Here is a 23,323-nt window from a genome sequence, read left to right as displayed (position 1 = left end):
AACCACCACTTACTATTAGATTTAATAACAAGCATATATTACTGTAAATAGAATGTATTTGCAACTATTTTAACTCAAATAAAAACACTCTCATAAAATGAGAGTGTTTTTATTTTATTCTACTGTAACTGACTTCGCTAAGTTACGTGGTTTATCAATATCGAATCCACGTTGTAAGGCTGCATAGTAAGAAATTAATTGAGTTGGAACTACTGTTACTAATGGTGTTAATAATGGATGAACATCATCAATCACAATTTGATCCGTTTCAGAACTTAATGAACGTAATGAAATAATCACAGTATTAGCTCCACGCGCTTTAACTTCTTTTACATTTGAACGCGTATTTAAATTCACTGATTCTTGAGAAACAATGGCGATAACTGGTGTTCCTTTTTCAATTAATGCAATCGTTCCATGCTTTAACTCACCAGCTGCGAATCCTTCTGTTTGAATATAAGAAATTTCTTTTAATTTTAAAGCCGCTTCTAAGGCCACATAATAATCAACATGGCGCCCGATATAGAAACAGTTACGTTGTGTTAAATAATCTTTGGCAATGGCTTCGTATTGCTCTTTATGATCTGTAATACTTTCCATCACATTGGCAACGATCGCTAATTCACGAGATAAATCTAAATCTGTTTTTCCAGCCACTTTAGCTGCTAAAACTGCTTGAACCGCAACTTGAGCTGTGTAAGCTTTTGTTGAAGCTACTGCAATCTCAGGTCCTGCATATAATAATAACGTATGATCGGCTTCACGAGATAACGTTGAACCTGGTACGTTTGTAATGGTTAATGATGGATATCCTAATTGTTTAATTTTAACTAATACGGCACGGCTATCTGCTGTTTCTCCTGATTGAGAAATGAAGATGAATAATGGTTTTTTACTAATCACTGGTGTATTGTAAACGAACTCAGATGAAATATGAACTTCAGTTGGAATTCCAGCTAATTGTTCAAACATTTGCTTTCCAACGAATCCAGCATGCATACTCGTTCCTGCAGCAATGATATATAAACGATCCGCTTCCTTCACAGCCTTCACGATCTCTTGATCGATTTTAATGTCTCCATCTTCGAAGTATTGCTCCACGATACGGCGAATCACGTAGGGTTGCTCATCAATTTCTTTTAACATGTAGTGAGGATATGTTCCTTTTTCGATATCAGAAGCATCTAACTCAGCTGTGAATGGATCACGTTTAACTGTCACTCCTAATAAGTTATAGATCGTTACCCCTTCACGTGTTAACTTAATGAACTCTTCATCTTCGATTTCAACGAATTGATTGGTACACTGTAACATGGCCATCGCATCAGATCCAATCATATTGAATCCTTCACCTAAACCAATTAACATGGGTGATTTATTTTTAGCTGCATATAGCACTTCAGGATTATTAGCATCAATAACTCCCAATGCATAAGATCCGTGTAATAAACTCATCACATGACGAATCGCTAATTCCACATCTTCTTTTTCTAACACAAAGTGCTCAATTAATGCTGCAATAACTTCTGTATCTGTATCTGAAATGAAGTTGTAATTTGGCAAAAATTCTTGACGTAACTCTAATTCATTTTCAATAACCCCATTATGAACAATCGTAAAACGACCTGTACTTGATTGATGAGGATGTGAGTTACGTTGATTAGGTGCCCCATGAGTCGCCCAACGTGTATGTCCAATCCCTACTGTTGATAAAACTGTTTCATCAACAACAGTACGTAAGTGAGCAATACGTCCTTTATCTTTAAAAATATGAACTCCCGCTTCATTGACTACTGCAATCCCTGCTGAATCATATCCACGGTACTCTAATTTTTCTAATCCGTTTAATAAAATATCTTTAACATCTTGTTGTCCAATATATCCAACGATTCCACACATACGTGTAACAACTCCTTTTTTCAATAAACTAATTTCTAAAATAGAGCTGCTTTCCTATTTACCTTTTCTCCAATTTTGTCGTAAGAGTTACCTCTTAGTTTTGTTTGAAGACTACGACTGAGGTATACAGCCGGAAGGCATCCGCCGAATAATCGATTAACCTTCACCTCGTCAGCTGTCATCTTTAGTTAACAGCTCTGGCGCTTATACTTGAATAGAAATAACTTATCTACTCTACTATCCTCCTTTCCCCCTTTAGAAAGCAACACATTCATTATATCATATGCAGAGAAAATTAAAATGATGTTTTTAAATTGTGAGTCAAAAATAACCATTTTAATCAAAAAAAGAGGTGAACGTCACCTCTTTTAATTCTTATTTTAACTCTTGTTCAACAACTGCTAAAATACGATTAACATATTCTTCACATAATTCTTCAGTTTTAGCTTCTACCATGACACGAACTAAAGGTTCTGTTCCCGAAGGACGAACTAACACACGTCCCTCTCCATTCATTTCGGCTTCAACCTCAGCAATTGATGCTAAAATATTTTCATTTGTCATCATTGCATTTTTGTCTTCAACACGAAGGTTTTTTAATAATTGTGGATATTTAGGCATTTCTTTTGCTAAATCGGCTAAAGATTGTTCCTTCTCAACAACAATCTTAGCTAATTGAACGGCACTTAACATTCCATCTCCAGTTGTTCCATAATCTAAGAAGATTAAATGACCTGATTGTTCTCCCCCAAAGTTATAATCATTCTTTAACATTTCTTCTAAAACATAACGATCTCCAACTTTTGTTTGAACACTACGTAAACCATTTGCTTCAACTGCATTATAGAAACCTAAGTTACTCATAACTGTTGAAACAACAGTTCCTTGTTTTAGTAATCCTTTTTCATTTAAGTAACGTCCAACGATGAACATAATATAATCTCCATCGATAATAGCTCCCGTATGATCTACTGCAATTAAACGATCACAATCACCATCAAATGCAAACCCTAAATCAGCCTCATGTTTAACAACTTCTTTGGCTAATGCTTCTGGATGAGTTGATCCACAGTTATGGTTAATATTAACTCCATCTGGATTTGATGAAACAGTCACAATATCTGCATCTAAATCAGCAAATAATTGAGGGGCTAATGCTGAACTTGCTCCATTTGCACAATCTAATACGATTTTTAATCCCGTTAATTTTTGTCCTACTGTTCCTTTAATAAAGTTCACATATTTTTGTGATCCCATTTGGAAGTCTTCCACGCGCCCAATCTCACCAGCGATTGGGCGTGGTAATTCATCAGCTGTATCGATTAAACTTTCAATTTCCTCTTCTTCTTGATCACTTAATTTGTAACCACTATGGCTAAAGATTTTAATTCCATTATCTTGAACTGGGTTATGAGACGCTGAAATCATAATTCCTGCATCTACATCTAAGCTTTTAGTTAAATAAGCAACACCTGGAGTTGTAATGACTCCAAGGGTTAATACATCGGCACCCGATGAGATTAATCCAGCAATTAATGCACTTTCTAATAACTCACCTGAAATACGAGTGTCGCGTCCAATTAATACTTTAGGACGTGTATTTTTAGACTTTAAATGATGACCTAAAATACGTCCTAATTTTAATGTAAATTCTGGAGTTAGCTCAGTATTTGCGACTCCTCTAATTCCATCCGTTCCAAAGTATTTTCCCATATATACTAACCTCACTTTTATTCTGTAATAATAACATTTACTTTTGCTCGACTCGGATCAATCAACACACCAGTAATAGATTCCACCGTAATCGGAACTTGATATTCACCAGGAGTATATCCTAATAAATCAATCCAAACCTTCACATCATCTGCAGAAATTGAGTTTAACTTTGTAGTTGATCCCTTCAATGTTAAATTAATGACTGCATCACTCAGAGACTTAGCCTTAACACTATACTTCGCATCTAAGTTTTTGAAATCAACAGAAATATTTTCTAAAACTTTTGTTTGGGTTTCTTCAAATGTTACTTTTACTTTGATTGTGTCTGTATCCATTTTATGAATATTTTCTGGTTTATCTAATTTTACAATAAGTTCATTATTATCGTCTAGTTGATATAAATCAACTTGGACTTGTAACTTATCATAGGACTCTAATGCAGTTGTTTCACCGTATAACTTGACTTCAGATGGGGTTAAGGTTAGATTACCTACACTATGCCCTTCTGGAGCATTTCCAGTTACAACAGCCTCTACTGGTACAACCTTACTTGGAGTAGTTACCTGAGTAGAAGTAATCAACTTATCTGGTTTAATTTCAACATCTAATTTATTACCAAGCTTATCATACGCAAACACTGGTGCCTCATAATCAGAAAGCTTAGATAAATCAGATACATCAATAATTGCCTTTACACTTGCTACTTGATTAACTACTGTTTGTGGACCTTTAATTTTAACAGTATTTAAGGCCAACTGCGGCTCACTCAACACATACATCTCATCAATTTGATCTAAGTTTACAAAATCAGCTTGTACTGGCTTATCAATTTCAGTCAATGCCATAATTGTCACAACAATTGTACTGGGATCAATCTTAACATCTAACTTATTACCAAGTTTACTATACTCTAGATTAACCTTATGTGTTCCAGGTGGCAAATCCTTTAAATCTGCATAAATCTCAAAGTTAGCTTTAGCTTTAGCAATATCTACTTGACTCTTATCTCCAACTAATGTGACATCTACTGTATCTGGTAACCCTTCAACTACTATTCGTTCTTTATTATAATAAGAAGTTAAAGGGTAACTATTAATATCCACAGAATAACGCTCTTTTACACTGGGAGCATATCTTATATTAAACGCAAATCCAATAGCTACTACCAACGCTAGTATCTTCATCAACTTTTCATTTCGAAGAAAACTTTCGTAAACGTGGTCCAATTTTTGAAACTTGAAAATTCCTAAAATCATACCTGGTGTCGTTAAAAACTTCCAGATACCTTTAAAGAAATTTGCAATTCTTTGAAAAAACTTTTCTGTATCTTTAATTGTCTCAATTGCTATTTGTCTTGCTATTTCATTTGAGTCCACATTATTATTGTTTTTTTGAGTCTTATTTTGTTTAGATTTTTTCATACGACACCACCTTCATCATCAGTCAATTCAATCAACTAAGATATTGCTGTAAGTCAGTTTTAAATGAATCAATGACATCATAAACTTTTAACTCACCTTTGTAGGCAATTGAATAACGACCTGTTTCTTCAGATACCACAAGTGTTATACTATCAGAAATTTCACTGATTCCAATAGCAGCACGGTGACGTGTACCAAAAGCCTTATTGATATCTTCTCGTCTTGTTGAAGGAAGATATGCGCCAGCACAATATAATTTTCCTTCTCGAATCATTACTGCTCCATCATGTAAAGGCGTCGTCGGAACAAAAATTGTAGTTAATAACTCCTGTGAAATTTCACCCGAAATAATAGTAGACGGGGTAATAAACTCATCAAGCTTAACCCCACGTTCAATAACTATTAATGCTCCTATACGTCGTTTAGCTAGAAATTCAACGGAATTAGCTAAAATACTAATCACATCATGTTCTGCAAGAACATTACGTTCACGATTCATTGTACTATTTCGTCCAATCTGTTCAAGTCCGCTACGGATTTCAGGTTGGAAAATGATAATAACAGCAAGTAACCCCCAATCGATAACATTCCCAATCAAGGCATTCAGCGTATATAGATCAAAAATTTGACTTACAATGTCAATGAGATAAATCAAAATGACACCTTTTAAAATTTGAACGGCACGGACATTTGATTTAATCAGTTTTAAAATATAATAAATAATCAACCATACAAAGTATACATCTAAACATACTAATAACAGATCAAAAAATGAAATGTTTTCTACTGCATTAATTACTGTATTAATCAAACTGTCGGCCTCCTTTTTATAACATTTTTATTATATCATAACTCACTAAAATATAAATAAATGGATAAGAAATTAAGTAATTATAAAACATTTTTTACCAAATAGATTAAATCTAAAATTGCTTAATGCAGGTAATACAATTAAATAAATTAATAGCGATAATAATCAAGATAACTTATTGATAAATATTTTTCAGAAAATAATAGTAACACTTTTTAGTATATACTAGACCATTCATTATATCATCGTGTTTATTATTTTATGACGTATTTCAAAAAATCACCTAAACCTTTGTGAGATTTGAAAATAAAAGGGTGTATTAGACAATCTTGTTGATAAGCAATTGTTTGATATCAACGACTGTTGACTGTCGATTTTAAAGATTTGATCCCTTTTAAATAGACAAACACCCAATAACAACATTTTCGTCTAACAGATTCAAATAAAAAAAACCATAGAAGATAAAATCTTCTATGGTTTGAAAAATTATACTAACTCGATAACTACCATATCAGCTGCATCCCCACGACGAGGTCCAACTTTTAAGATACGAGTGTATCCACCATTACGCTCAGCGTAACGAGGTGCGATATCAGAGAATAATTTTTGAACAGCTGTTGCTCCAGTTTCATCGTTAGCAACCTCTGCACGTACATATGCAGCTGCTTGACGACGAGCGTGTAAGTCTCCACGTTTACCTAAAGTAATTAATTTCTCAACTACTGAACGTAATTCTTTTGCACGAGCTTCAGTTGTTACAATGCGTTCGTTGATGATTAAATCTGTTGATAAATCACGTAACATTGCTTTACGTTGATGACTAAGACGTCCTAATTTTCTGTAAGCCACTTAAAATTCCTCCTTCCATATGAAAATGGAATTATAACATTATATATAAATCAATTATTTAGTGCAACCTAAGCTTAATCCTAATTCGTCAAGTTTATCCTTAACTTCTTTTAATGATTTTTTACCTAAGTTACGAACTTTCATCATATCTTCTTCAGAATGACGAGCTAATTCTTCAACTGTATTGATTCCAGCACGGCGTAAACAGTTGTAAGAACGAACAGATAAGTCTAACTCTTCAATTGGCATTTCTAATACTTTGTTTTTCTCTTCATCTTCACGTTCAACGATGAATGATGCAAGTTGCCCTGCTTCATTTAAGTTAACTAGAATGCTGAAGTGTTCAACTAAGATTTTAGATGCTAAAGAGATAGCTTCTTGTGGGTTAACACTTCCGTTTGTCCAAACTTCTAATGTTAATTTATCGTATGATGCATCTTGACCAACACGAGTCTTTTCAACATCATAAGATACGCGAGTTACTGGTGTGTAGATAGAGTCGATAGCGATCTCTCCTGCACTCTCAAGTAATTTTTTATTATCATCCGCACCAACATAACCATTACCACGACGAGCTTTCATAGTCATTCGTAAACGACCTGTAGCTGATAAAGTAGCAATGTGTAAGTCAGGATTGATAATTTCTACTTGTTCGTCACATTCGATATCTGCAGCCGTAACTGCACCTTCTCTAGCAACATCAATACGTAATTCCTTAACCTCTTCTGAATCAATAGATAAGATTAAGTTTTTTAAATTTAAAATAATTTGTGTTACATCTTCAACTACACCATCGATAGAAGTGAATTCGTGTTGAACTCCCTCTATAGAGATAGATGTTACTGCAGCTCCAGGAAGTGATGATAGTAATACTCGACGTAAGGAATTCCCTAACGTAGTACCATATCCACGTTTTAGAGGCTCAATAACAAATTTCCCATAGAATTCATCTTTGATGTATTCTTCAACTTCAATTCTTGGTTTTTCGATTTCTAACATCGATTTCCCTCCTCAGGATCGCTTAATAGTAGGGTACTACTTTCAAATAACTTCCTGATTAACCACGTGGGTGTTTTGGTGGACGGCATCCGTTATGAGGAACTGGAGTAACGTCTTTGATAGCTGTTACATCTAATCCTGCAGCTTGTAAAGCACGAATAGCTGCTTCACGACCAGGACCAGGACCTTTAACTGATACGTCTACACTTTTCATTCCGTGATCCATTGCAGCTTTAGCAGCAGCTTCTGATGCCATTTGAGCAGCGAATGGAGTTGATTTACGAGATCCTTTGAATCCTAATGCACCTGCACTTGACCATGAGATTGCATTACCATGAGGATCAGTAATCGTAACAATTGTATTATTGAAAGTCGAGTGGATATGTGCTACACCTGTAGCAATATTCTTTTTAACACGACGTTTACGACTAACTTGTTTACGTGCCATATGATGACCCTCCTAACTATTTTTTCTTATTAGCAACTGTTTTACGTGGACCTTTACGAGTACGGGCATTGTTTTTAGTGTTTTGTCCGCGTACTGGTAAACTTCTACGGTGACGGATACCACGGAATGAAGCGATCTCCATTAAACGTTTGATGTTTAATGAAACTTCACGACGTAAGTCTCCTTCTACTTTTAATTTATCTACTTCTGCACGGATACGGTTTAACTCATCTTCAGTTAAATCACGTACACGTGTATCTTCTGATACACCAGCAGCAGCTAAGATTTGTTGAGCTGTTGGTTTACCAATTCCATAGATATATGTTAATGAAATTACAACGCGTTTGTCGCGAGGAATATCTACACCAGCAATACGTGCCATACATTGCACCTCCTAAAGCTTATCCTTGTTTTTGTTTATGTTTTGGATTTTCACAAATTACCATTACTTTCCCTTTACGGCGAATAACTTTACATTTATCGCAGATAGGTTTTACAGATGGTCTTACTTTCATGAATTAAAACCTCCTCATTTTTCAGTATATCGGAGTCTATTTGTGACGATATGTAATACGCCCACGTGTTAAATCATAAGGAGATAATTCTACTGTTACTTTATCACCTGGTAAAATACGAATGAAGTTCATACGGATTTTACCAGAAACGTGAGCAATTAATTGATGACCATTTTCTAATTCTACTTTAAACATAGCGTTTGGCAAATTATCGATAACGGTAGCTTCTACTTCAATAACGTCTTGCTTAGCCATTGATTATGCCTCCTTATCTTTATAACTTAGTTAATATTTCATATCCATTGTCAGTGATGACAACAGTATGTTCGAAATGAGCACAGAGAGCTTTATCACGAGTAACTACAGTCCAATTATCAGCTAAAGTACGAACGTATCTCTCACCATAATTAACCATAGGTTCGATTGCTAAAGTCATACCTGTTTTCAATCTTGGTCCTCGTCCAGGAGGTCCATAGTGTGGAATTGAAGGATCTTCATGTAGATCTTGACCGACACCATGCCCAGCGTACTCACGGACAATCGAGAAATTATGAGATTCTACATACACTTGAATAGCGTGTGAGATATCTGATAAACGATTTCCCGCTTTAGCCTGTTCTAAACCGACAAATAATGATTGTTTAGTTACATCAAGTAATAGTTGAGCTTCATCTGAGATTTTCCCTACTGGGTAAGTCCAAGCTGAATCACCATGATATCCATTATATTTCGCGCCGATATCGATTGAGATAATATCTCCATCTTTTAAGACACGATTTCCTGGAATACCGTGAACAAGTTCATCGTTTACTGATGCACAAATACTTGCAGGGAATCCATGATAACCTTTAAAAGAAGGTATTGCGCCTTGACTACGAATTACATCTTCTACAATTTTATCTAACTGCTTCGTTGTAACGCCAGGTTTAATGTGCTTTTGAACCTCTTGATGAGCTAAAGCAACAATACGACCGGCTTCTCGCATAATATCAATTTCGCGTGGAGTCTTACAAATAATCATTATTTATTGCCTCCAAGTACATCTTGGATTTCTGCAAATACAAGATCAATTGATTGTTGACCATTAATATTAACAAGATTTCCTGCTAAAGAGTAATAATCTAATAAAGGCTTAGTTTGACTAACGTAAACATCTAAGCGATTACCAACCGTTTCTTCATTATCATCTTTACGTTGATATAATTCTCCACCACACTTGTCACAAGTACCAGCAACTGCAGGAGGATTGAAGATCATGTGATAAGTTGCCCCACATGAACGACAAATACGACGTCCAGTTAAGCGCTCTTTAAGAATGTCTAAATCAACATCAATATTAATTACATAATCAATCTTCGAATCAAGAGAAGTCAGTATTTCATCTAAGGCTTTTGCCTGATCTACTGTTCGTGGAAAACCATCTAACAGGAATCCCGACTTGCAATCTGATTCAGACAAGCGATCCTTTACAATACCAATTGTAACATGGTCAGGTACTAATGCACCTTGATCCATGTAACGCTTAGCTTCCATACCTAATTCAGTTTGGTCTTTTATCGCCTTCCTAAACATATCTCCAGTTGAGATATGTGGAATTTGATAGTTTTCAATAATTTTTTCAGCCTGAGTACCTTTACCAGCACCCGGAGGCCCCATAAATACGATTTTCATCATATCACCTCAATTATTTGATGAATCCTTTATATTTTTGATCCATTGTTTTTGTTTGGATTTGCTTAGCAGTTTCGATTGCTACACCTACAACAATTAATAAGCTTGTACCACCAATTTCAACACTACTTGGTAAATCAGTGATTGCGCCAAATACAATTGGTAAGCCCGCAATGACTACTAAATAAATAGCTCCAATAAAAGTGATACGAGATAAAACTTTTGATAAATATTCTTCAGTATCAACACCCGGTCTTACACCTGGAATGTATGATCCTTGTTTTTTAAGGTTTTCTGCTACTTTTTCTGGACTTACTTGTACGAAAGCATAGAAGTAAGTGAAAGCAACGATTAATACAACATATAAAATAAACCCAATTGGTTGTTGGTAATTAAAGATAGCTTTAATTACATTAGTTACACCTGATTCAGGCAAGAAATTTACTACAGTTAACGGTAAGCTCACAAGTGAAGCTGCAAAGATTACTGGAATTACCCCAGCTGAATTTAACTTCAGCGGAATAAATGAATCTTTACGTCCCGATAACTGAGCAGAATTATGTCTATTGGCATATTGAATTGGTAATTTTCTAGTTGCGCTTTGTAAATAGATAACAGCAATAATTGTCAGAGCTAACAATGCTAACACTGAAATAAATGCTAACACGTTAGATACTGTTATATTTACCAAGTATTTCGTGTATAAATCGTTTAGCATATATGGAACACGAGATAAAATACCTGCTACGATAATCATTGATGTACCATTACCAATTCCCTTGCTAGTAATTTGATCAGCAAGGAAAATCATAACAGCCGTACCTGCTGTCATAGTTAATGCAATATAAAGATAAGTGATTACTGAATGACTTTCCAGTAAAATCCCTTGATATCCTAAATCGAAACCAATTGACATTGCAATGGCTTGAACAAATGCAAGAACTAAAGTGACATAACGAGTTAATTGATTTAACTTACGTTTACCAGTTTCACCTTCTTTTGCCCATTCAGACAAAATCGGTACAACATCCATTTGAAGCAACTGGATAACAATTGATGCAGTAATATAAGGAGAGATAGACATCGCAAACAATGAAAATCGTTTCAATGCCCCTCCACTTAATGTATCAAAGAATCCAAGCATCGGAGTTTGCGCGGAAGCTTCTAAAACAGATGTATTGATGGTTGGCACAGGAATATAAGATCCAATACGATAGACAACAAAGATCATCAACGTGAATAGGATCTTTTTACGTAAATCAGCGTTCTTCCATATCTTACTGAAAGTAGCCATTATACCACCTCGATTGATCCACCTTGAGCCGCAATTTGTTCTTCTGCTGTTTTTGAGAATTTAGCTGCTTTAACAGTTAATTTCTTCTCTAGTTGTCCTTGTCCTAAAACTTTAAGCCCAGAGTGTAATTTTTTAATTACTCCAGTTTCTAATAAAAGTTCTGCAGTAACAACTGTTCCATCTTCGAATTTATTTAATTGATCTAAATTAACGATAGCGTATTCTTTACGGTTGATGTTAGTAAATCCACGTTTTGGTAAACGACGGAATAAAGGAGTTTGACCACCTTCGAATCCTAAACGAACTCCACCACCTGAACGAGCGTTTTGTCCTTTGTGTCCTTTACCTGCAGTTTTACCTTGACCTGAACCGTGTCCACGACCGATACGTTTTCTATCTTTACGAGACCCTTCAGTATATGTTAACTCATGTAATTTCACCGAAAGTCACCTCCTCTTTGATTATTTCTCTACTACAGTCAATAAATGAGATACTTTATTAATCATACCGCGAACAGCTACATTGTCAGCTTTAACAACTGTTTGGTTTAATTTTTTTAAACCTAATGCTTGAACTGTTGCACGTTGAGATTCATTTTGACCGATTACACTACGTGTTAAAGTAATGTGTAATTCTTTAGCCATTGGAGTTCCCTCCTTATCCTAAGATTTCTTCAACAGTTTTCCCACGTAATTCAGCTACGCGCTCAACTGTTTTTAAATTTTCTAAACCATTGATTGTTGCACGAACCATGTTAATTGGTGTGTTTGATCCTAAAGATTTTGATAAGATATCTTGTACTCCAGCTAACTCTAATACGGCACGTACTGGTCCACCTGCGATAACTCCTGTACCGGCAGAAGCAGGTTTTAATAATACGCTACCTGAACCGAATTCTCCAACGATTTGGTGAGGAATTGTAGTTCCAACTGTAGGTACATAGATTAAGTTCTTTTTAGCACTTTCAACTGCTTTTTTGATTGCTTCAGGTACCTCTTGAGCTTTACCAGTACCGAAACCAACGTGACCATTTTTGTCACCGACAACAACTAATGCAGCAAAACGGAAACGACGTCCACCTTTTACTACCTTCGTTACACGATTAATAGTAACTACACGTTCTTCAAGTGTTAAGTTACTAGGGTCAATGATTTGACGCATCTTTGTCCCTCCTTCTTTAATTAGAATTGTAATCCATTTTCACGAGCTGCTTCAGCTAATGCTGCAACACGTCCGTGATAGATATATCCTCCACGGTCGAAAACAACTGATGTGATATTTTTTTCTAAAGCGCGTTTAGCAACTGCTGCACCTACTGCTTTAGCTGCTTCAACGTTACCTGTAGAAGCGATGTTTAAATCTTTATCTAAAGTTGATGCACTAACTAATGTAGTACCAGTTACATCATCAATGATTTGCGCATAAATGTGTTTGCTAGAGCGGAATACATTTAAGCGTGGGCGCTCTGCAGTTCCTGTAACTTTAGCACGTACACGGTAATGTCTTTGTTTACGTAACTCATTACGTGATACTTTTTTAATCATTCAGGCCACCCCTTTCGAATTATTTTTTAGCTTTTTTACCTTCTTTACGACGAACATGTTCACCTTTGTAACGGATTCCTTTTCCTTTGTATGGTTCAGGAGCACGTACAGCGCGAATGTTAGCAGCGAATTCTCCAACTACTTGTTTGTCGATCCCTTTTACTACTACAGTAGTATTGTTAGGTACTTCGATAGTTACACCTGCAGGTGCATCCATCTCAACTGGGTGAGAGTATCCAGCGTTTAATACAAGTTTTTCTCCTTGTTTTTGTGCACGGTATCCAACCCCGATGATTTCTAACTCACGAGTAAACCCTTCAGATACACCAACAACCATGTTGTTTAATAAAGCACGTGTTGTTCCGTGTAACATTTTGTTTTCCTTGTTATCGTTAGGACGAACTACAGTTAATTCGTTTCCTTCAACTGTAATTTGCATATTTGCATTAAATGTACGAGAAAGTTCCCCTTTAGGTCCCTTCACAGTAACTAAGTTATTTTCAGCAACAATCACTTCAACACCAGAAGGTAATGCTACTGGTTTATTACCAATACGAGACATTTATGTGACACCTCCTGTCTTTATTTATTACCAAACGTAAGCTAATACTTCTCCACCAACTTGTTGTTGACGAGCTTCTTTATCAGCCATAATTCCTTTAGAAGTAGATAAGATAGCGATACCTAATCCGTTTAATACTTTAGGAACTTCTGTATTTTTAACGTATACACGTAAACCTGGTTTAGAGATACGTTTTAAACCTGTGATAACACGTTCGTTGTTTTTACCGTATTTTAAAGCAACACGTAAAACACCTTGTTTGTTATCTTCAATATATTCTACATCGCGAATGAAACCTTCACGTTTTAATAATTCTAATACTTCACGTTTCATTTTAGAAGCTGGCATTTCAACCACTTCATGACGCATTTGGTTTGCGTTACGAATACGTGTTAACATATCTGCAATAGGATCTGTCATTACCATTTATTTTTCCTCCTTCCCGTTTAAAGAGAATTAAGTTTATTACCAGCTTGCTTTTTTAACACCTGGGATTTGTCCTTTATATGCTAATTCACGGAAGCAAATACGGCATAATTTGAATTTGCGTAAGACAGAGTGTGGACGACCACAACGCTCGCAACGTGTATATTCACGAACTGCGAATTTTTGTTTACGCTGTTGTTTGATAATCATAGATTTTTTAGCCATGAGTGACGCCTCCTTTCATCAATTATTTTTGAAATGGCATCCCTAATTGAGTTAACAACTCACGAGCTTCTTCATCTGTGTTAGCAGTTGTAACTACAACGATATCCATTCCTCGAACTTTATTTACTTTATCGAAGTCGATTTCTGGGAAAATTAATTGTTCTTTAACACCTAATGTGTAGTTTCCACGTCCATCGAATGATTTTTTAGAAACTCCGCGGAAGTCGCGTACACGTGGTAAAGAAACTGATACTAATTTATCTAAGAAATCATACATACGCTCACCACGTAATGTAACTTTACATCCGATTGGCATTCCTTCACGAAGACGGAAACCAGCGATAGATTTCTTAGCACGTGTGATAACTGGTTTTTGACCAGTGATTAAAGCTAATTCAGCTACAGCCTCATCTAAAACTTTAGAGTTGCTTACAGCATCTCCGATACCCATGTTGATAACGATTTTATCAATTGTTGGGATTTGCATTACAGATTTATATCCGAATTTTTCAACCATTTGGTTTTTTACTTCATTTTCGTATTTTTGACGTAAACGATTCATGCAGGTTTACCTCCCTTCGTTGTTAAACTATATTATAATACTTCACCTGATTTTTTAGCGAAGCGTACTTTTTTACCGTCAACGAATTTATATCCTACGCGTGTTGGTTTACCACTCTTTGGATCTACAATCATAACGTTAGATGCATGGATCGGTGCTTCAAATTCAACGATTCCACCATCTGGATTCATTTGAGAAGGGCGTACGTGTTTTTTAACAACATTTACACCTTCAACAACCACCTTGTTTTTAGATGGGTTTGCTGAAAGAACAACACCTTCTTTACCTTTATCTTTACCTGAAATGATAACTACTTTATCTCCAGTTTTAATTTGCATATCGTGCACCTCCTAATCTTAAGGATTAAGTGTTAATTAAAGTACTTCTGGAGCTAATGAAACAATACGCATAAAATCTTTATCGCGTAATTCACGAGCTACTGGTCCGAAGATACGAGTACCACGTGGAGATTTATCGTCTTTAATAATAACCGCTGCGTTTTCATCAAATTTAATGTATGATCCATCAGCACGACGAGCTCCAGTTTTCGTACGGACGATTACTGCTTTAACAACATCACCTTTTTTAACAACTCCACCTGGCGCTGCTGACTTAACTGTAGCAACAATAACATCACCGATGTTACCAGTTTTTTTGTGAGAACCACCTAAAATTTTAATTGCTAATAATTCTTTTGCACCAGAGTTATCAGCAACTCTTAAACGTGTTTCTTGTTGAATCATGATTGGACCTCCTTTCAAGACTCCAGTATTTCAATAAAATTAATTAAATAATAACTGCTTTTTCAACAATTTCAACTAAACGGAATTTTTTTGTTTTTGACATAGGACGGCATTCTTCAATGCGAACTAAATCTCCAACTTTTGCTTCATTTAACTCATCGTGAGCTGCATATTTTTTTGAATATTTAACTCGTTTACCGTATAGAGGATGTACTTTGTAAGATTCGATAAGTACTGTAATTGTTTTATCTGTTTTATCTGAAACTACACGTCCAGTAAAAGTTTTTTTAGTACGTTCCATAAGTGAACCTCCTCTCAAGCTCATTATTTATTGTTTTCGCGTTCGCTAATGATCGTTTTCATACGTGCAATACCTTTACGTACTTCACGAATACGACCAGTGTTTTCTAATTGTCCTGTAGCTAATTGGAAACGAAGGTTGAATAACTCATCTTTTAATTCGTTAATTTTAGCTTCGATTTCTGTAGTGGTTAAATTACGGATTTCATTAGCTTTCATTACTATCACCACCGTCTACACGTTTTACAAACTTAGTTTGAACTGGTAATTTGTGAGAAGCTAAACGTAATGCTTCACGAGCGATCTCTTCAGATACACCACCAATTTCAAACATAACTTTTCCAGGTTTTACTACTGCAACCCATCCGTCTGGAGCCCCTTTACCTGATCCCATGCGGACTTCTAAAGGTTTAGCAGTTTTAGCTTGATGAGGGAAGATTTTAATCCATACACGTCCGCTACGTTTCATATAACGAGTCATAGCGATACGAGCTGCTTCGATTTGACGGTTAGTTACCCAAGCACCAGTTGTTGCTTGTAAACCATACTCACCAAATACTACAGTTGTTCCACCTTTTGCACGTCCTTCATAAGACAAGCGGTGAGGGCGACGATATTTTGTACGTTTAGGTACTAACATATTATTTACCCTCCTTTGCTACTTGACGGTTTTTTGTAGGTAATACTTCACCTTTGTAGATCCATACTTTAATACCTAATTTACCGTAAGTTGTATCTGCTTCTGCTGTAGCGTAGTCGATATCAGCACGTAATGTATGTAAAGGTACATTTCCTTCACTATATCCTTCAGCACGAGCCATATCTGCTCCACCTAAACGTCCTGATACTTGAGTTTTAATCCCTTTAGCACCAAATTTAATAGCACGTTGGATTGCAACTTTTTGTACACGACGGAAAGAAGCACGATTTTCTAATTGTTCTGCGATTGAGTTTGCAACTAATTGAGCATCAACTTCAGGACGTTTGATTTCAACGATACGGATGAAAACACGTTTACCTGTCATTTTTTCTAATTGAGCAACAGCTGCATCTTTTTCTGATCCACCACGACCGATTACCATACCTGGTTTAGCCGTATGAACGATAATATTAACACGGTTTTTTGCACGTTCGATTTCAACGCGTGATACCGAAGCTCTTTTGAATTTGTTATTAATGTAATCACGGATTTTTAAGTCTTCGTGTAATAAAGTAGCGAAGTCTTTATCGTTTGCATACCAACGAGCATCCCAATCACGGATTACACCAACACGTAAACCAATTGGACTAACTTTTTGACCCACTTCGTATCCCTCCTTTAATTATTTTTTCTCAGCTACCACGATAGTGATGTGAGATGTTCTTTTGTTGATTTGTGATGCACGACCTTGTGCACGTGGACGGAATCGTTTTAATGTTGCACCTTCATTCACATATGCTTCCTTAACATATAATGAATTGATATCTAAGTTTAAGTTGTGTTCAGCATTTGCGATAGCTGATTTTAAAACTTTCTCAACAATCGGAGATGCCGCTTTAGGAGTGTGTTTTAAAATTGCGTATGCTTCGCCTACTTGTTTTCCTCGAATTAAGTCAATCACTAAGCGTGCTTTACGAGGAGCAATGCGAACTGTTCTAGCCATAGCTTTAGCTTCCATAGCCATGTCCTCCTCTCAATATTAACGTCTAGTTTTTTTGTCTTCTTTGATGTGTCCTTTATAAGTACGAGTTGGCGCGAATTCACCTAATTTGTGTCCTACCATATCTTCAGTAACATATACAGGAACATGCTTGCGTCCATCATAAACAGCAATTGTATGTCCTACAAACTGTGGGAAAATTGTTGAACGACGTGACCAAGTTTGAATGATTTTTTTGTCTCCGCTTTCGTTAGCAGCTACAACTTTTTTCATTAAATGATCGTCACAGAAAGGTCCCTTTTTTAAACTACGTCCCATTCTAAATTTCCTCCTTTCGAACATTTACATTTAGCATATATCTTTATTATTTGTTGCGTCCGCGAACAATTAATTTACTTGATGCTTTTTTCTTGTTACGAGTTTTTAAACCAAGAGCTGGTTTACCCCATGGTGTAACTGGAGATTTACGTCCGATTGGAGTACGTCCTTCCCCACCACCGTGTGGATGGTCATTAGGGTTCATTACAGAACCGCGAACAGTTGGACGAGTACCTAACCAACGTGTACGACCTGCTTTACCGATGTTTACTAATTCGTGGTCAGCATTACCAACTTCACCGATTGTTGCACGGCAAGTTCCTAATACTTTACGAACTTCACCTGAAGCTAAACGAACTAATACGTAACGCTCTTCACGCCCTAAGATTTGAGCAGAAGTTCCTGCTGAACGTACTAATTGCCCACCTTTACCAGGTTTTAACTCGATGTTGTGGATTAATGTACCAACTGGGATGTTCATGATTGGTAATGCATTACCAATTTTGATATCCGCATTAGCACCTGATTCAATTTGCATTCCAACTTTTAATCCTTTAGGAGCGATAATGTATCGTTTTTCTCCATCAGCGTAGTTGATTAATGCGATGTTTGCTGAACGGTTTGGATCGTATTCGATTGTAGCAACACGTCCTGGAATACCGTCTTTTGTACGTTTAAAGTCGATGATACGGTATTTACGTTTGTGTCCACCACCGTGATGACGTACTGTGATTTGACCATGATTATTACGCCCTGCTTTTTTGCTTAAAGGAGCTAATAATGATTTCTCTGGTTTATTAGTCGTAATTTCGTCAAATGTTAAAACTGACATGTTACGACGACCATTCGTGGTAGGTTTATACTTTTTAATAGCCATCTTGTTCCCTCCTTTTACGACTTATTAATTATACTTCAAACTTTTCGATTGTTTGTCCTTCAGCTAATGTTACGATAGCTTTTTTCATTGAAGGCTTGAATCCTTCATAACGTCCAACACGACGTTTTTTAGGACGAACGTTAACGATGTTTACTTTCTCAACTTTTACATTGAATAAAGCTTCACAAGCTTGTTTAACTTCGATTTTGTTTGCTTTTTTATCAACTTCGAAAGTGAATTTACCTTCGTTCATTAAATCATAAGATTTTTCAGTGATAATTGGGCGCTTAACGATATCTCTAGCATCTTTCATTATGCAAGCACCTCCTCAATCTTTTTAACTGCATCTTGAGTAATAACTAACTTAGTTGCATCTAAAAGATCTAATACATTTAATTGAGCTACTGATAATACTTTAACACCTGGGATGTTACGAGTTGATAATTCAACTGTTGTATTTTCTTCAGCAGTTACAACTAATGCTTTAGATGTGATGTTTAAAGCACCTAAAACAGAGATCATTTCTTTTGTTTTTGGAGCTTCGAATGCTAATGCATCTAAAACTACGATTTCATTTTCAACAACTTTAGTTGATAACGCAGATTTTAAAGCTAAGCGACGAACTTTTTTGTTTAATTTGTATGCATAGCTACGTGGAACTGGTCCGAATACGATTCCTCCACCACGCCATTGAGGTGCACGAATAGATCCTTGACGAGCACGTCCAGTACCTTTTTGTTTCCAAGGTTTACGTCCACCACCACGTACCTCAGTACGAGTTTTAGTTTTGTGCGTTCCTTGACGCATTGATGCACGTTGCATAATTACAGCATCGAACATTGCTTGTTTATGAGGCTCAATACCGAAGATTGTTTCGTTTAACACGATTTCTCCAACTTGAGCACCTTGTTGGTTATATAATGCTACTTGTGGCATTATGAATCCTCCTTTCCTACTGTACTAAACTATTTTGCTTTAACAGCAGAACGAACCATAACTAAAGATTTTTTAGCTCCTGGTACATTTCCTTTGATTAATAAAACGTTACGTTCTGTATCAACTTTAACTACTTCAAGGTTTTGAACAGTTACGATGTTTCCACCAGTTTGTCCAGGTAATTTTTTACCTTTTAAAACGCGGTTAGCAGCAATCGATCCCATTGAACCTGGACGACGATGGTAACGAGAACCGTGAGCCATAGGTCCACGAGATTGTCCATGACGTTTAATAACACCTTGGAATCCTTTACCTTTAGTCTTACCAGTTACGTCAACAACTTCTCCTTCAGCAAAAGTGTCAACTTTGATCTCTTGACCAACTTGATATTCCGCTACATTTACGTTACGGAATTCACGAACGAAGCGCTTAGGCGCTGTTTCAGCTTTAGCAACGTGTCCCATTTCAGGTTTGTTAGCTAATTTTTCGCGTTTATTTTCAAATCCAACTTGGATAGCTTCGTATCCATCAGTTTCGTTTGTTTTAACTTGTAAAACAACGTTAGGTGTTGCTTGCACAACAGTTACAGGAATTAATTTCCCTTCTTCAGTGAAAATTTGAGTCATACCAATTTTTCTACCTAAGATTCCTTTGGCCATGAGTTACACCTCCTATTTCGTATATATTATAATTTGATTTCGATGTCTACACCAGATGGTAAATCTAAGCGCATTAATGAATCAACAGTTTGAGCAGTTGGTTCAACAATGTCAATCAGACGTTTGTGAGTGCGCATTTCAAATTGCTCACGAGAATCTTTGTATTTATGTACCGCACGTAAGATCGTGTAAACTTGCTTTTCAGTTGGAAGTGGGATTGGTCCTGCCACTTTAGCTCCTGTTTTCTTAGCACTTTCAACGATTTTTTCTGCAGATTGATCTAAAATTCTGTGATCATAAGCTTTTAAACGGATTCTGATTTTTTGTTTTGCCATTTTATTTCCTCCCTTCGCCTATTTTTAGGAATAGACTAGCTCCACGAAAATTACCTGCCACATTGCCATGGCAAATCGGCCGGGTGTGTCAGCAACCTTTCGCTTCAACGCTCAAGTCAACATATCTATTATACATGAAAAAACTAAATAAATCAAATATTTTTTTATTTTTTATTCATTGATGTATATTTCGACAGTGACTCATCTCTTCGCAGTTTTCGGACTAATTTACATAAACAAATTTAACATATCTTAAACGAACAATCAAACATTTATGACAAGTAAATATTGTATTTTATTTAAAAATAAAATTTAACACTAGACTACTATCCAACTAAATTTTTAGAAATGTAGCTATTATTGATTTTAAAATAATTAATTATTGAATATTTATGAATAACATTTTAGTTATGTTTAATACATTTATTATCCTAAAGATAATATTATTATCTAAAACATTTTTTAATGTCGTCCTTAAGTCATTAAAGTCTTGTATATTCTAAATCATTGTGGAGCCATAGCTCTTCTTTGGATTTTGAGATACTAAGTATTATTTAAGACTTTACTTAATAATACGTATTTCTAGGAATACATAAAATCTCACAACACTATTCAGTCTTATATTCTTAAAGATAAAATGATTGATAAACTCGCATCATTAGAATGACTTTGTTTCTGATGAATACATTATCTATAGGAGTTATTCCCTCCTTAGTGATAGACATATCTCCTGATAGTAGTCAAAAATAATGTACTCCATCACTAATTATAAAAAACGATCATAATCTTTCCCTAAAGAAGAAGTGAACCTATAGGTTTTAGATTGTTAAATTCTCTAATAAAGTTTGATTTTACTCTTATAGATATATTATTTATTTCTACATATGTTTAACTTCCTCTATTGTAATATTAGCCTCATTAACTGAAGCAATAAGAAAATCGTTTAACTCATTGCCAATTAGTGTTCACAAACCGTTATTGCAAAATAGGAAATAATTACTTCATATTTAGTATATTTATAATTAATTTGTTTTACATTACACCTAAACATTTAAAATCCAGGAGTGAATAATTTAAATATATAATTATTTTTTATATCAATAAATCTATTTATCGTTAATTGATTATACCAACCAACTACATAAAAATACTAAAACTATATCTTATTAATATTTTTTATAACTCCACTAATGTCTTCCATATACAATATTAATAACATTATTATGGTTAACTTATATAATGATTTTATTCTATTAAGCACTACAGAGAGCAAGGATAACATATATTTAAAAATAAAAAAGTCCTAGAGAATATATCTCTAGGACAAAAAGATTCAAATATTAGAATATCGATTATTCGATGATGTCTACTACTGAACCAGCACCTACTGTACGTCCACCTTCACGGATAGAGAACTTAGTTCCTTTTTCAACAGCGATTGGCGCGATTAATTCTACAGTCATAGCAACGTTGTCACCTGGCATAACCATTTCTACACCTTCTGGTAATTGAATAACTCCAGTTACGTCAGTTGTACGGAAGTAGAATTGAGGACGGTAGTTTCCGAAGAATGGAGTATGACGTCCACCTTCTTCTTTAGATAATACGTAAACCTCAGCAGTGAATTTTGTATGAGGTTTTACTGATCCTGGTTTAGCTAATACTTGTCCACGTTGGATTTCTTCACGAGAAATACCACGTAATAAAGCTCCGATGTTATCTCCAGCTTCAGCTTGGTCTAATAATTTACGGAACATTTCAACACCTGTTACAGTAGTTGATTTTGTTTCATGGTAACCGATGATTTCAACAACGTCACCAACTTTAACAACCCCACGCTCAACGCGTCCAGTTGCTACAGTACCACGTCCAGTGATTGAGAATACGTCCTCTACTGGCATTAAGAATGGTAAATCAGTTTGACGAGCTGGAGTTGGGATGTACTCATCTACAGCAGCCATTAATTCGTTGATTTTTGCTTCCCATTCAGGTTGTCCTTGTAATGCTAATAATGCAGATCCGTGGATTACTGGAACTTCATCACCTGGGAAATCGTACTCAGATAATAAGTCACGAACTTCCATTTCAACTAATTCTAATAATTCTTCGTCGTCTACCATGTCACATTTGTTTAAGAAAACAACTAAACGAGGTACACCAACTTGGCGAGATAATAAGATGTGCTCACGAGTTTGTGGCATTGGTCCATCAGCAGCAGATACTACTAAGATACCACCGTCCATTTGAGCAGCACCAGTGATCATGTTTTTAACGTAGTCAGCATGTCCTGGGCAGTCAACGTGTGCGTAGTGACGGTTGTCAGTTTCGTACTCAACGTGTGCAGTTGAGATAGTGATTCCACGTTCACGCTCTTCTGGAGCACCATCGATTTGGTCGTAAGCGCGAGCTTCTGCTTTACCTGATTTAGATAATACAGTTGTGATAGCAGCTGTTAATGTAGTTTTTCCGTGGTCAACGTGACCGATTGTACCGATGTTAACATGCGGTTTAGTACGTTCGAATTTAGCTTTTGCCATGCTAATATCCTCCTCTAAGTTACATTTTTTGTATTC

35 protein-coding genes are annotated in these 23,323 nt (G+C 35.8%); all 35 read right to left on the bottom strand.

The genetic code is table 11. The features are described from left to right. Positions 1 to 114: 114 nt before the first annotated feature. Positions 115 to 1,899, bottom strand: coding sequence for a glutamine--fructose-6-phosphate transaminase (isomerizing) (glmS, locus tag J0J69_RS09720; protein ID WP_055275542.1), 1,785 nt, complete (start codon positions 1,897 to 1,899; stop codon positions 115 to 117). Between the two features lie 375 nt (positions 1,900 to 2,274). Further along, positions 2,275 to 3,612 (bottom strand): phosphoglucosamine mutase, encoded by a 1,338-nt coding sequence (gene glmM / locus J0J69_RS09715; RefSeq protein WP_055242979.1) that lies wholly within the window; start codon positions 3,610 to 3,612, stop codon positions 2,275 to 2,277. 17 nt (positions 3,613 to 3,629) lie between these two features. After that, complete coding sequence (locus J0J69_RS09710) at positions 3,630 to 5,036, bottom strand: CdaR family protein (RefSeq protein ID WP_055242981.1); 1,407 nt, start codon at positions 5,034 to 5,036, stop codon at positions 3,630 to 3,632. A gap of 31 nt (positions 5,037 to 5,067) precedes the next feature. After that, on the bottom strand, positions 5,068 to 5,847 hold the full coding sequence (gene cdaA, locus J0J69_RS09705) for a diadenylate cyclase CdaA (protein WP_237252509.1): 780 nt from the start codon (positions 5,845 to 5,847) through the stop codon (positions 5,068 to 5,070). Positions 5,848 to 6,333: 486 nt separating this feature from the next. Next, on the bottom strand, positions 6,334 to 6,696 hold the full coding sequence (gene rplQ, locus J0J69_RS09700; protein WP_055242982.1) for a 50S ribosomal protein L17: 363 nt from the start codon (positions 6,694 to 6,696) through the stop codon (positions 6,334 to 6,336). Positions 6,697 to 6,750: 54 nt separating this feature from the next. Continuing rightward, entirely contained in the window at positions 6,751 to 7,695 is a 945-nt protein-coding gene (locus J0J69_RS09695; RefSeq protein ID WP_055242984.1) for a DNA-directed RNA polymerase subunit alpha, read from the bottom strand. Positions 7,696 to 7,753: 58 nt separating this feature from the next. Beyond that, positions 7,754 to 8,143, bottom strand: a complete 390-nt coding sequence (rpsK, locus tag J0J69_RS09690; RefSeq protein ID WP_055242986.1) for a 30S ribosomal protein S11 — start codon at positions 8,141 to 8,143, stop codon at positions 7,754 to 7,756. Between the two features lie 16 nt (positions 8,144 to 8,159). Beyond that, positions 8,160 to 8,525 carry a 30S ribosomal protein S13 gene (gene rpsM, locus J0J69_RS09685; RefSeq protein WP_055242988.1) on the bottom strand — a complete coding sequence of 122 codons (366 nt, stop codon included), beginning with the start codon at positions 8,523 to 8,525 and terminating at the stop codon, positions 8,160 to 8,162. A 19-nt stretch (positions 8,526 to 8,544) separates the two neighbouring features. Further along, entirely contained in the window at positions 8,545 to 8,658 is a 114-nt protein-coding gene (gene rpmJ, locus J0J69_RS09680; protein WP_006784454.1) for a 50S ribosomal protein L36, read from the bottom strand. A gap of 36 nt (positions 8,659 to 8,694) precedes the next feature. Beyond that, the gene (infA, locus tag J0J69_RS09675; protein ID WP_006784453.1) at positions 8,695 to 8,913 is read right to left on the bottom strand and encodes a translation initiation factor IF-1; all 219 of its coding nucleotides are present in this window, start codon (positions 8,911 to 8,913) and stop codon (positions 8,695 to 8,697) included. Positions 8,914 to 8,932: 19 nt separating this feature from the next. After that, positions 8,933 to 9,679, bottom strand: a complete 747-nt coding sequence (gene map / locus J0J69_RS09670) for a type I methionyl aminopeptidase (RefSeq protein ID WP_212725735.1) — start codon at positions 9,677 to 9,679, stop codon at positions 8,933 to 8,935. After that, the gene (locus J0J69_RS09665) at positions 9,679 to 10,329 is read right to left on the bottom strand and encodes an adenylate kinase (RefSeq protein ID WP_055242991.1); all 651 of its coding nucleotides are present in this window, start codon (positions 10,327 to 10,329) and stop codon (positions 9,679 to 9,681) included. The genes map and J0J69_RS09665 overlap by 1 nt, the downstream gene beginning before the upstream one ends. 13 nt (positions 10,330 to 10,342) lie before the next feature. After that, positions 10,343 to 11,623: a preprotein translocase subunit SecY gene (secY, locus tag J0J69_RS09660; RefSeq protein ID WP_055275540.1), complete on the bottom strand. Its 1,281-nt coding sequence runs from the start codon at positions 11,621 to 11,623 to the stop codon at positions 10,343 to 10,345. After that, on the bottom strand, positions 11,623 to 12,063 hold the full coding sequence (rplO, locus tag J0J69_RS09655) for a 50S ribosomal protein L15 (RefSeq protein WP_055242995.1): 441 nt from the start codon (positions 12,061 to 12,063) through the stop codon (positions 11,623 to 11,625). Before rplO ends, secY begins: the two co-directional genes overlap by 1 nt. Before the next feature lie 21 nt (positions 12,064 to 12,084). Then, positions 12,085 to 12,267, bottom strand: coding sequence for a 50S ribosomal protein L30 (gene rpmD / locus J0J69_RS09650; protein WP_055242997.1), 183 nt, complete (start codon positions 12,265 to 12,267; stop codon positions 12,085 to 12,087). 13 nt (positions 12,268 to 12,280) lie between these two features. Beyond that, positions 12,281 to 12,784: a 30S ribosomal protein S5 gene (rpsE, locus tag J0J69_RS09645; RefSeq protein ID WP_055242999.1), complete on the bottom strand. Its 504-nt coding sequence runs from the start codon at positions 12,782 to 12,784 to the stop codon at positions 12,281 to 12,283. A 20-nt stretch (positions 12,785 to 12,804) separates the two neighbouring features. Continuing rightward, entirely contained in the window at positions 12,805 to 13,167 is a 363-nt protein-coding gene (gene rplR / locus J0J69_RS09640) for a 50S ribosomal protein L18 (RefSeq protein WP_055243001.1), read from the bottom strand. Positions 13,168 to 13,186: 19 nt separating this feature from the next. Then, a complete protein-coding gene (rplF, locus tag J0J69_RS09635) occupies positions 13,187 to 13,729 on the bottom strand; it encodes a 50S ribosomal protein L6 (RefSeq protein ID WP_055243003.1) in 543 nt (180 codons plus the stop codon). Between the two features lie 27 nt (positions 13,730 to 13,756). Next, positions 13,757 to 14,155 carry a 30S ribosomal protein S8 gene (gene rpsH / locus J0J69_RS09630; RefSeq protein WP_055243004.1) on the bottom strand — a complete coding sequence of 133 codons (399 nt, stop codon included), beginning with the start codon at positions 14,153 to 14,155 and terminating at the stop codon, positions 13,757 to 13,759. A gap of 39 nt (positions 14,156 to 14,194) precedes the next feature. After that, a complete protein-coding gene (locus J0J69_RS09625; RefSeq protein ID WP_055243006.1) occupies positions 14,195 to 14,380 on the bottom strand; it encodes a type Z 30S ribosomal protein S14 in 186 nt (61 codons plus the stop codon). A gap of 22 nt (positions 14,381 to 14,402) precedes the next feature. Continuing rightward, positions 14,403 to 14,942 (bottom strand): 50S ribosomal protein L5, encoded by a 540-nt coding sequence (gene rplE, locus J0J69_RS09620; protein ID WP_055243008.1) that lies wholly within the window; start codon positions 14,940 to 14,942, stop codon positions 14,403 to 14,405. A gap of 32 nt (positions 14,943 to 14,974) precedes the next feature. Then, positions 14,975 to 15,280 carry a 50S ribosomal protein L24 gene (gene rplX, locus J0J69_RS09615; RefSeq protein WP_055243010.1) on the bottom strand — a complete coding sequence of 102 codons (306 nt, stop codon included), beginning with the start codon at positions 15,278 to 15,280 and terminating at the stop codon, positions 14,975 to 14,977. Between the two features lie 36 nt (positions 15,281 to 15,316). After that, positions 15,317 to 15,685 carry a 50S ribosomal protein L14 gene (gene rplN / locus J0J69_RS09610; protein ID WP_055243011.1) on the bottom strand — a complete coding sequence of 123 codons (369 nt, stop codon included), beginning with the start codon at positions 15,683 to 15,685 and terminating at the stop codon, positions 15,317 to 15,319. 43 nt (positions 15,686 to 15,728) lie between these two features. Beyond that, positions 15,729 to 15,986, bottom strand: coding sequence for a 30S ribosomal protein S17 (gene rpsQ / locus J0J69_RS09605; protein ID WP_068759272.1), 258 nt, complete (start codon positions 15,984 to 15,986; stop codon positions 15,729 to 15,731). Between the two features lie 23 nt (positions 15,987 to 16,009). Beyond that, positions 16,010 to 16,204, bottom strand: a complete 195-nt coding sequence (rpmC, locus tag J0J69_RS09600; RefSeq protein WP_055243015.1) for a 50S ribosomal protein L29 — start codon at positions 16,202 to 16,204, stop codon at positions 16,010 to 16,012. Beyond that, positions 16,194 to 16,625, bottom strand: a complete 432-nt coding sequence (gene rplP, locus J0J69_RS09595) for a 50S ribosomal protein L16 (RefSeq protein WP_055243016.1) — start codon at positions 16,623 to 16,625, stop codon at positions 16,194 to 16,196. The genes rpmC and rplP overlap by 11 nt, the downstream gene beginning before the upstream one ends. Before the next feature lies 1 nt (position 16,626). Then, on the bottom strand, positions 16,627 to 17,289 hold the full coding sequence (gene rpsC / locus J0J69_RS09590; RefSeq protein WP_055243018.1) for a 30S ribosomal protein S3: 663 nt from the start codon (positions 17,287 to 17,289) through the stop codon (positions 16,627 to 16,629). A gap of 18 nt (positions 17,290 to 17,307) precedes the next feature. Continuing rightward, a complete protein-coding gene (gene rplV, locus J0J69_RS09585) occupies positions 17,308 to 17,643 on the bottom strand; it encodes a 50S ribosomal protein L22 (RefSeq protein ID WP_212725736.1) in 336 nt (111 codons plus the stop codon). 21 nt (positions 17,644 to 17,664) lie between these two features. Then, positions 17,665 to 17,943, bottom strand: coding sequence for a 30S ribosomal protein S19 (rpsS, locus tag J0J69_RS09580; protein ID WP_055243022.1), 279 nt, complete (start codon positions 17,941 to 17,943; stop codon positions 17,665 to 17,667). Positions 17,944 to 17,989: 46 nt separating this feature from the next. Then, positions 17,990 to 18,820 carry a 50S ribosomal protein L2 gene (rplB, locus tag J0J69_RS09575; protein ID WP_055275534.1) on the bottom strand — a complete coding sequence of 277 codons (831 nt, stop codon included), beginning with the start codon at positions 18,818 to 18,820 and terminating at the stop codon, positions 17,990 to 17,992. A 28-nt stretch (positions 18,821 to 18,848) separates the two neighbouring features. Further along, positions 18,849 to 19,133, bottom strand: coding sequence for a 50S ribosomal protein L23 (rplW, locus tag J0J69_RS09570; RefSeq protein ID WP_006784432.1), 285 nt, complete (start codon positions 19,131 to 19,133; stop codon positions 18,849 to 18,851). After that, positions 19,133 to 19,756: a 50S ribosomal protein L4 gene (rplD, locus tag J0J69_RS09565; protein WP_055243025.1), complete on the bottom strand. Its 624-nt coding sequence runs from the start codon at positions 19,754 to 19,756 to the stop codon at positions 19,133 to 19,135. The genes rplW and rplD overlap by 1 nt, the downstream gene beginning before the upstream one ends. A gap of 29 nt (positions 19,757 to 19,785) precedes the next feature. Then, positions 19,786 to 20,415 carry a 50S ribosomal protein L3 gene (rplC, locus tag J0J69_RS09560; RefSeq protein ID WP_055243027.1) on the bottom strand — a complete coding sequence of 210 codons (630 nt, stop codon included), beginning with the start codon at positions 20,413 to 20,415 and terminating at the stop codon, positions 19,786 to 19,788. A gap of 26 nt (positions 20,416 to 20,441) precedes the next feature. After that, on the bottom strand, positions 20,442 to 20,750 hold the full coding sequence (gene rpsJ, locus J0J69_RS09555) for a 30S ribosomal protein S10 (protein WP_055243029.1): 309 nt from the start codon (positions 20,748 to 20,750) through the stop codon (positions 20,442 to 20,444). 1,352 nt (positions 20,751 to 22,102) lie between these two features. Beyond that, complete coding sequence (tuf, locus tag J0J69_RS09550; RefSeq protein WP_055275531.1) at positions 22,103 to 23,287, bottom strand: elongation factor Tu; 1,185 nt, start codon at positions 23,285 to 23,287, stop codon at positions 22,103 to 22,105. Positions 23,288 to 23,323: the final 36 nt, after the last annotated feature.

The sequence above is a fragment of the Turicibacter bilis genome, assembly GCF_024499055.1.
Lineage (GTDB): Bacteria > Bacillota_I > Bacilli_A > MOL361 > Turicibacteraceae > Turicibacter > Turicibacter bilis.
This window is presented reverse-complemented; position numbering and strand designations above follow the sequence as displayed.

What these genes read in the sequence shown, in the direction of transcription:
- glmS (WP_055275542.1), bottom strand. Translation starts at nt 1,899, where the DNA reads ATGTGTGGAATCGTTGGATATATTGGACAACAAGATGTTAAAGATATT.
- glmM (WP_055242979.1), bottom strand. Translation starts at nt 3,612, where the DNA reads ATGGGAAAATACTTTGGAACGGATGGAATTAGAGGAGTCGCAAATACT.
- J0J69_RS09710 (WP_055242981.1), bottom strand. Translation starts at nt 5,036, where the DNA reads ATGAAAAAATCTAAACAAAATAAGACTCAAAAAAACAATAATAATGTG.
- J0J69_RS09695 (WP_055242984.1), bottom strand. Translation starts at nt 7,695, where the DNA reads ATGTTAGAAATCGAAAAACCAAGAATTGAAGTTGAAGAATACATCAAA.
- rpsK (WP_055242986.1), bottom strand. Translation starts at nt 8,143, where the DNA reads ATGGCACGTAAACAAGTTAGTCGTAAACGTCGTGTTAAAAAGAATATT.
- rpsM (WP_055242988.1), bottom strand. Translation starts at nt 8,525, where the DNA reads ATGGCACGTATTGCTGGTGTAGATATTCCTCGCGACAAACGCGTTGTA.
- rpmJ (WP_006784454.1), bottom strand. Translation starts at nt 8,658, where the DNA reads ATGAAAGTAAGACCATCTGTAAAACCTATCTGCGATAAATGTAAAGTT.
- infA (WP_006784453.1), bottom strand. Translation starts at nt 8,913, where the DNA reads ATGGCTAAGCAAGACGTTATTGAAGTAGAAGCTACCGTTATCGATAAT.
- map (WP_212725735.1), bottom strand. Translation starts at nt 9,679, where the DNA reads ATGATTATTTGTAAGACTCCACGCGAAATTGATATTATGCGAGAAGCC.
- J0J69_RS09665 (WP_055242991.1), bottom strand. Translation starts at nt 10,329, where the DNA reads ATGAAAATCGTATTTATGGGGCCTCCGGGTGCTGGTAAAGGTACTCAG.
- secY (WP_055275540.1), bottom strand. Translation starts at nt 11,623, where the DNA reads ATGGCTACTTTCAGTAAGATATGGAAGAACGCTGATTTACGTAAAAAG.
- rpmD (WP_055242997.1), bottom strand. Translation starts at nt 12,267, where the DNA reads ATGGCTAAAGAATTACACATTACTTTAACACGTAGTGTAATCGGTCAA.
- rpsE (WP_055242999.1), bottom strand. Translation starts at nt 12,784, where the DNA reads ATGCGTCAAATCATTGACCCTAGTAACTTAACACTTGAAGAACGTGTA.
- rplR (WP_055243001.1), bottom strand. Translation starts at nt 13,167, where the DNA reads ATGATTAAAAAAGTATCACGTAATGAGTTACGTAAACAAAGACATTAC.
- rplF (WP_055243003.1), bottom strand. Translation starts at nt 13,729, where the DNA reads ATGTCTCGTATTGGTAATAAACCAGTAGCATTACCTTCTGGTGTTGAA.
- rpsH (WP_055243004.1), bottom strand. Translation starts at nt 14,155, where the DNA reads ATGGTAATGACAGATCCTATTGCAGATATGTTAACACGTATTCGTAAC.
- J0J69_RS09625 (WP_055243006.1), bottom strand. Translation starts at nt 14,380, where the DNA reads ATGGCTAAAAAATCTATGATTATCAAACAACAGCGTAAACAAAAATTC.
- rplE (WP_055243008.1), bottom strand. Translation starts at nt 14,942, where the DNA reads ATGAATCGTTTACGTCAAAAATACGAAAATGAAGTAAAAAACCAAATG.
- rplX (WP_055243010.1), bottom strand. Translation starts at nt 15,280, where the DNA reads ATGCAAATTAAAACTGGAGATAAAGTAGTTATCATTTCAGGTAAAGAT.
- rplN (WP_055243011.1), bottom strand. Translation starts at nt 15,685, where the DNA reads ATGATTCAACAAGAAACACGTTTAAGAGTTGCTGATAACTCTGGTGCA.
- rpsQ (WP_068759272.1), bottom strand. Translation starts at nt 15,986, where the DNA reads ATGGAACGTACTAAAAAAACTTTTACTGGACGTGTAGTTTCAGATAAA.
- rpmC (WP_055243015.1), bottom strand. Translation starts at nt 16,204, where the DNA reads ATGAAAGCTAATGAAATCCGTAATTTAACCACTACAGAAATCGAAGCT.
- rplP (WP_055243016.1), bottom strand. Translation starts at nt 16,625, where the DNA reads ATGTTAGTACCTAAACGTACAAAATATCGTCGCCCTCACCGCTTGTCT.
- rplV (WP_212725736.1), bottom strand. Translation starts at nt 17,643, where the DNA reads ATGGAAGCTAAAGCTATGGCTAGAACAGTTCGCATTGCTCCTCGTAAA.
- rpsS (WP_055243022.1), bottom strand. Translation starts at nt 17,943, where the DNA reads ATGGGACGTAGTTTAAAAAAGGGACCTTTCTGTGACGATCATTTAATG.
- rplB (WP_055275534.1), bottom strand. Translation starts at nt 18,820, where the DNA reads ATGGCTATTAAAAAGTATAAACCTACCACGAATGGTCGTCGTAACATG.
- rplW (WP_006784432.1), bottom strand. Translation starts at nt 19,133, where the DNA reads ATGAAAGATGCTAGAGATATCGTTAAGCGCCCAATTATCACTGAAAAA.
- rplD (WP_055243025.1), bottom strand. Translation starts at nt 19,756, where the DNA reads ATGCCACAAGTAGCATTATATAACCAACAAGGTGCTCAAGTTGGAGAA.
- rplC (WP_055243027.1), bottom strand. Translation starts at nt 20,415, where the DNA reads ATGGCCAAAGGAATCTTAGGTAGAAAAATTGGTATGACTCAAATTTTC.
- rpsJ (WP_055243029.1), bottom strand. Translation starts at nt 20,750, where the DNA reads ATGGCAAAACAAAAAATCAGAATCCGTTTAAAAGCTTATGATCACAGA.
- tuf (WP_055275531.1), bottom strand. Translation starts at nt 23,287, where the DNA reads ATGGCAAAAGCTAAATTCGAACGTACTAAACCGCATGTTAACATCGGT.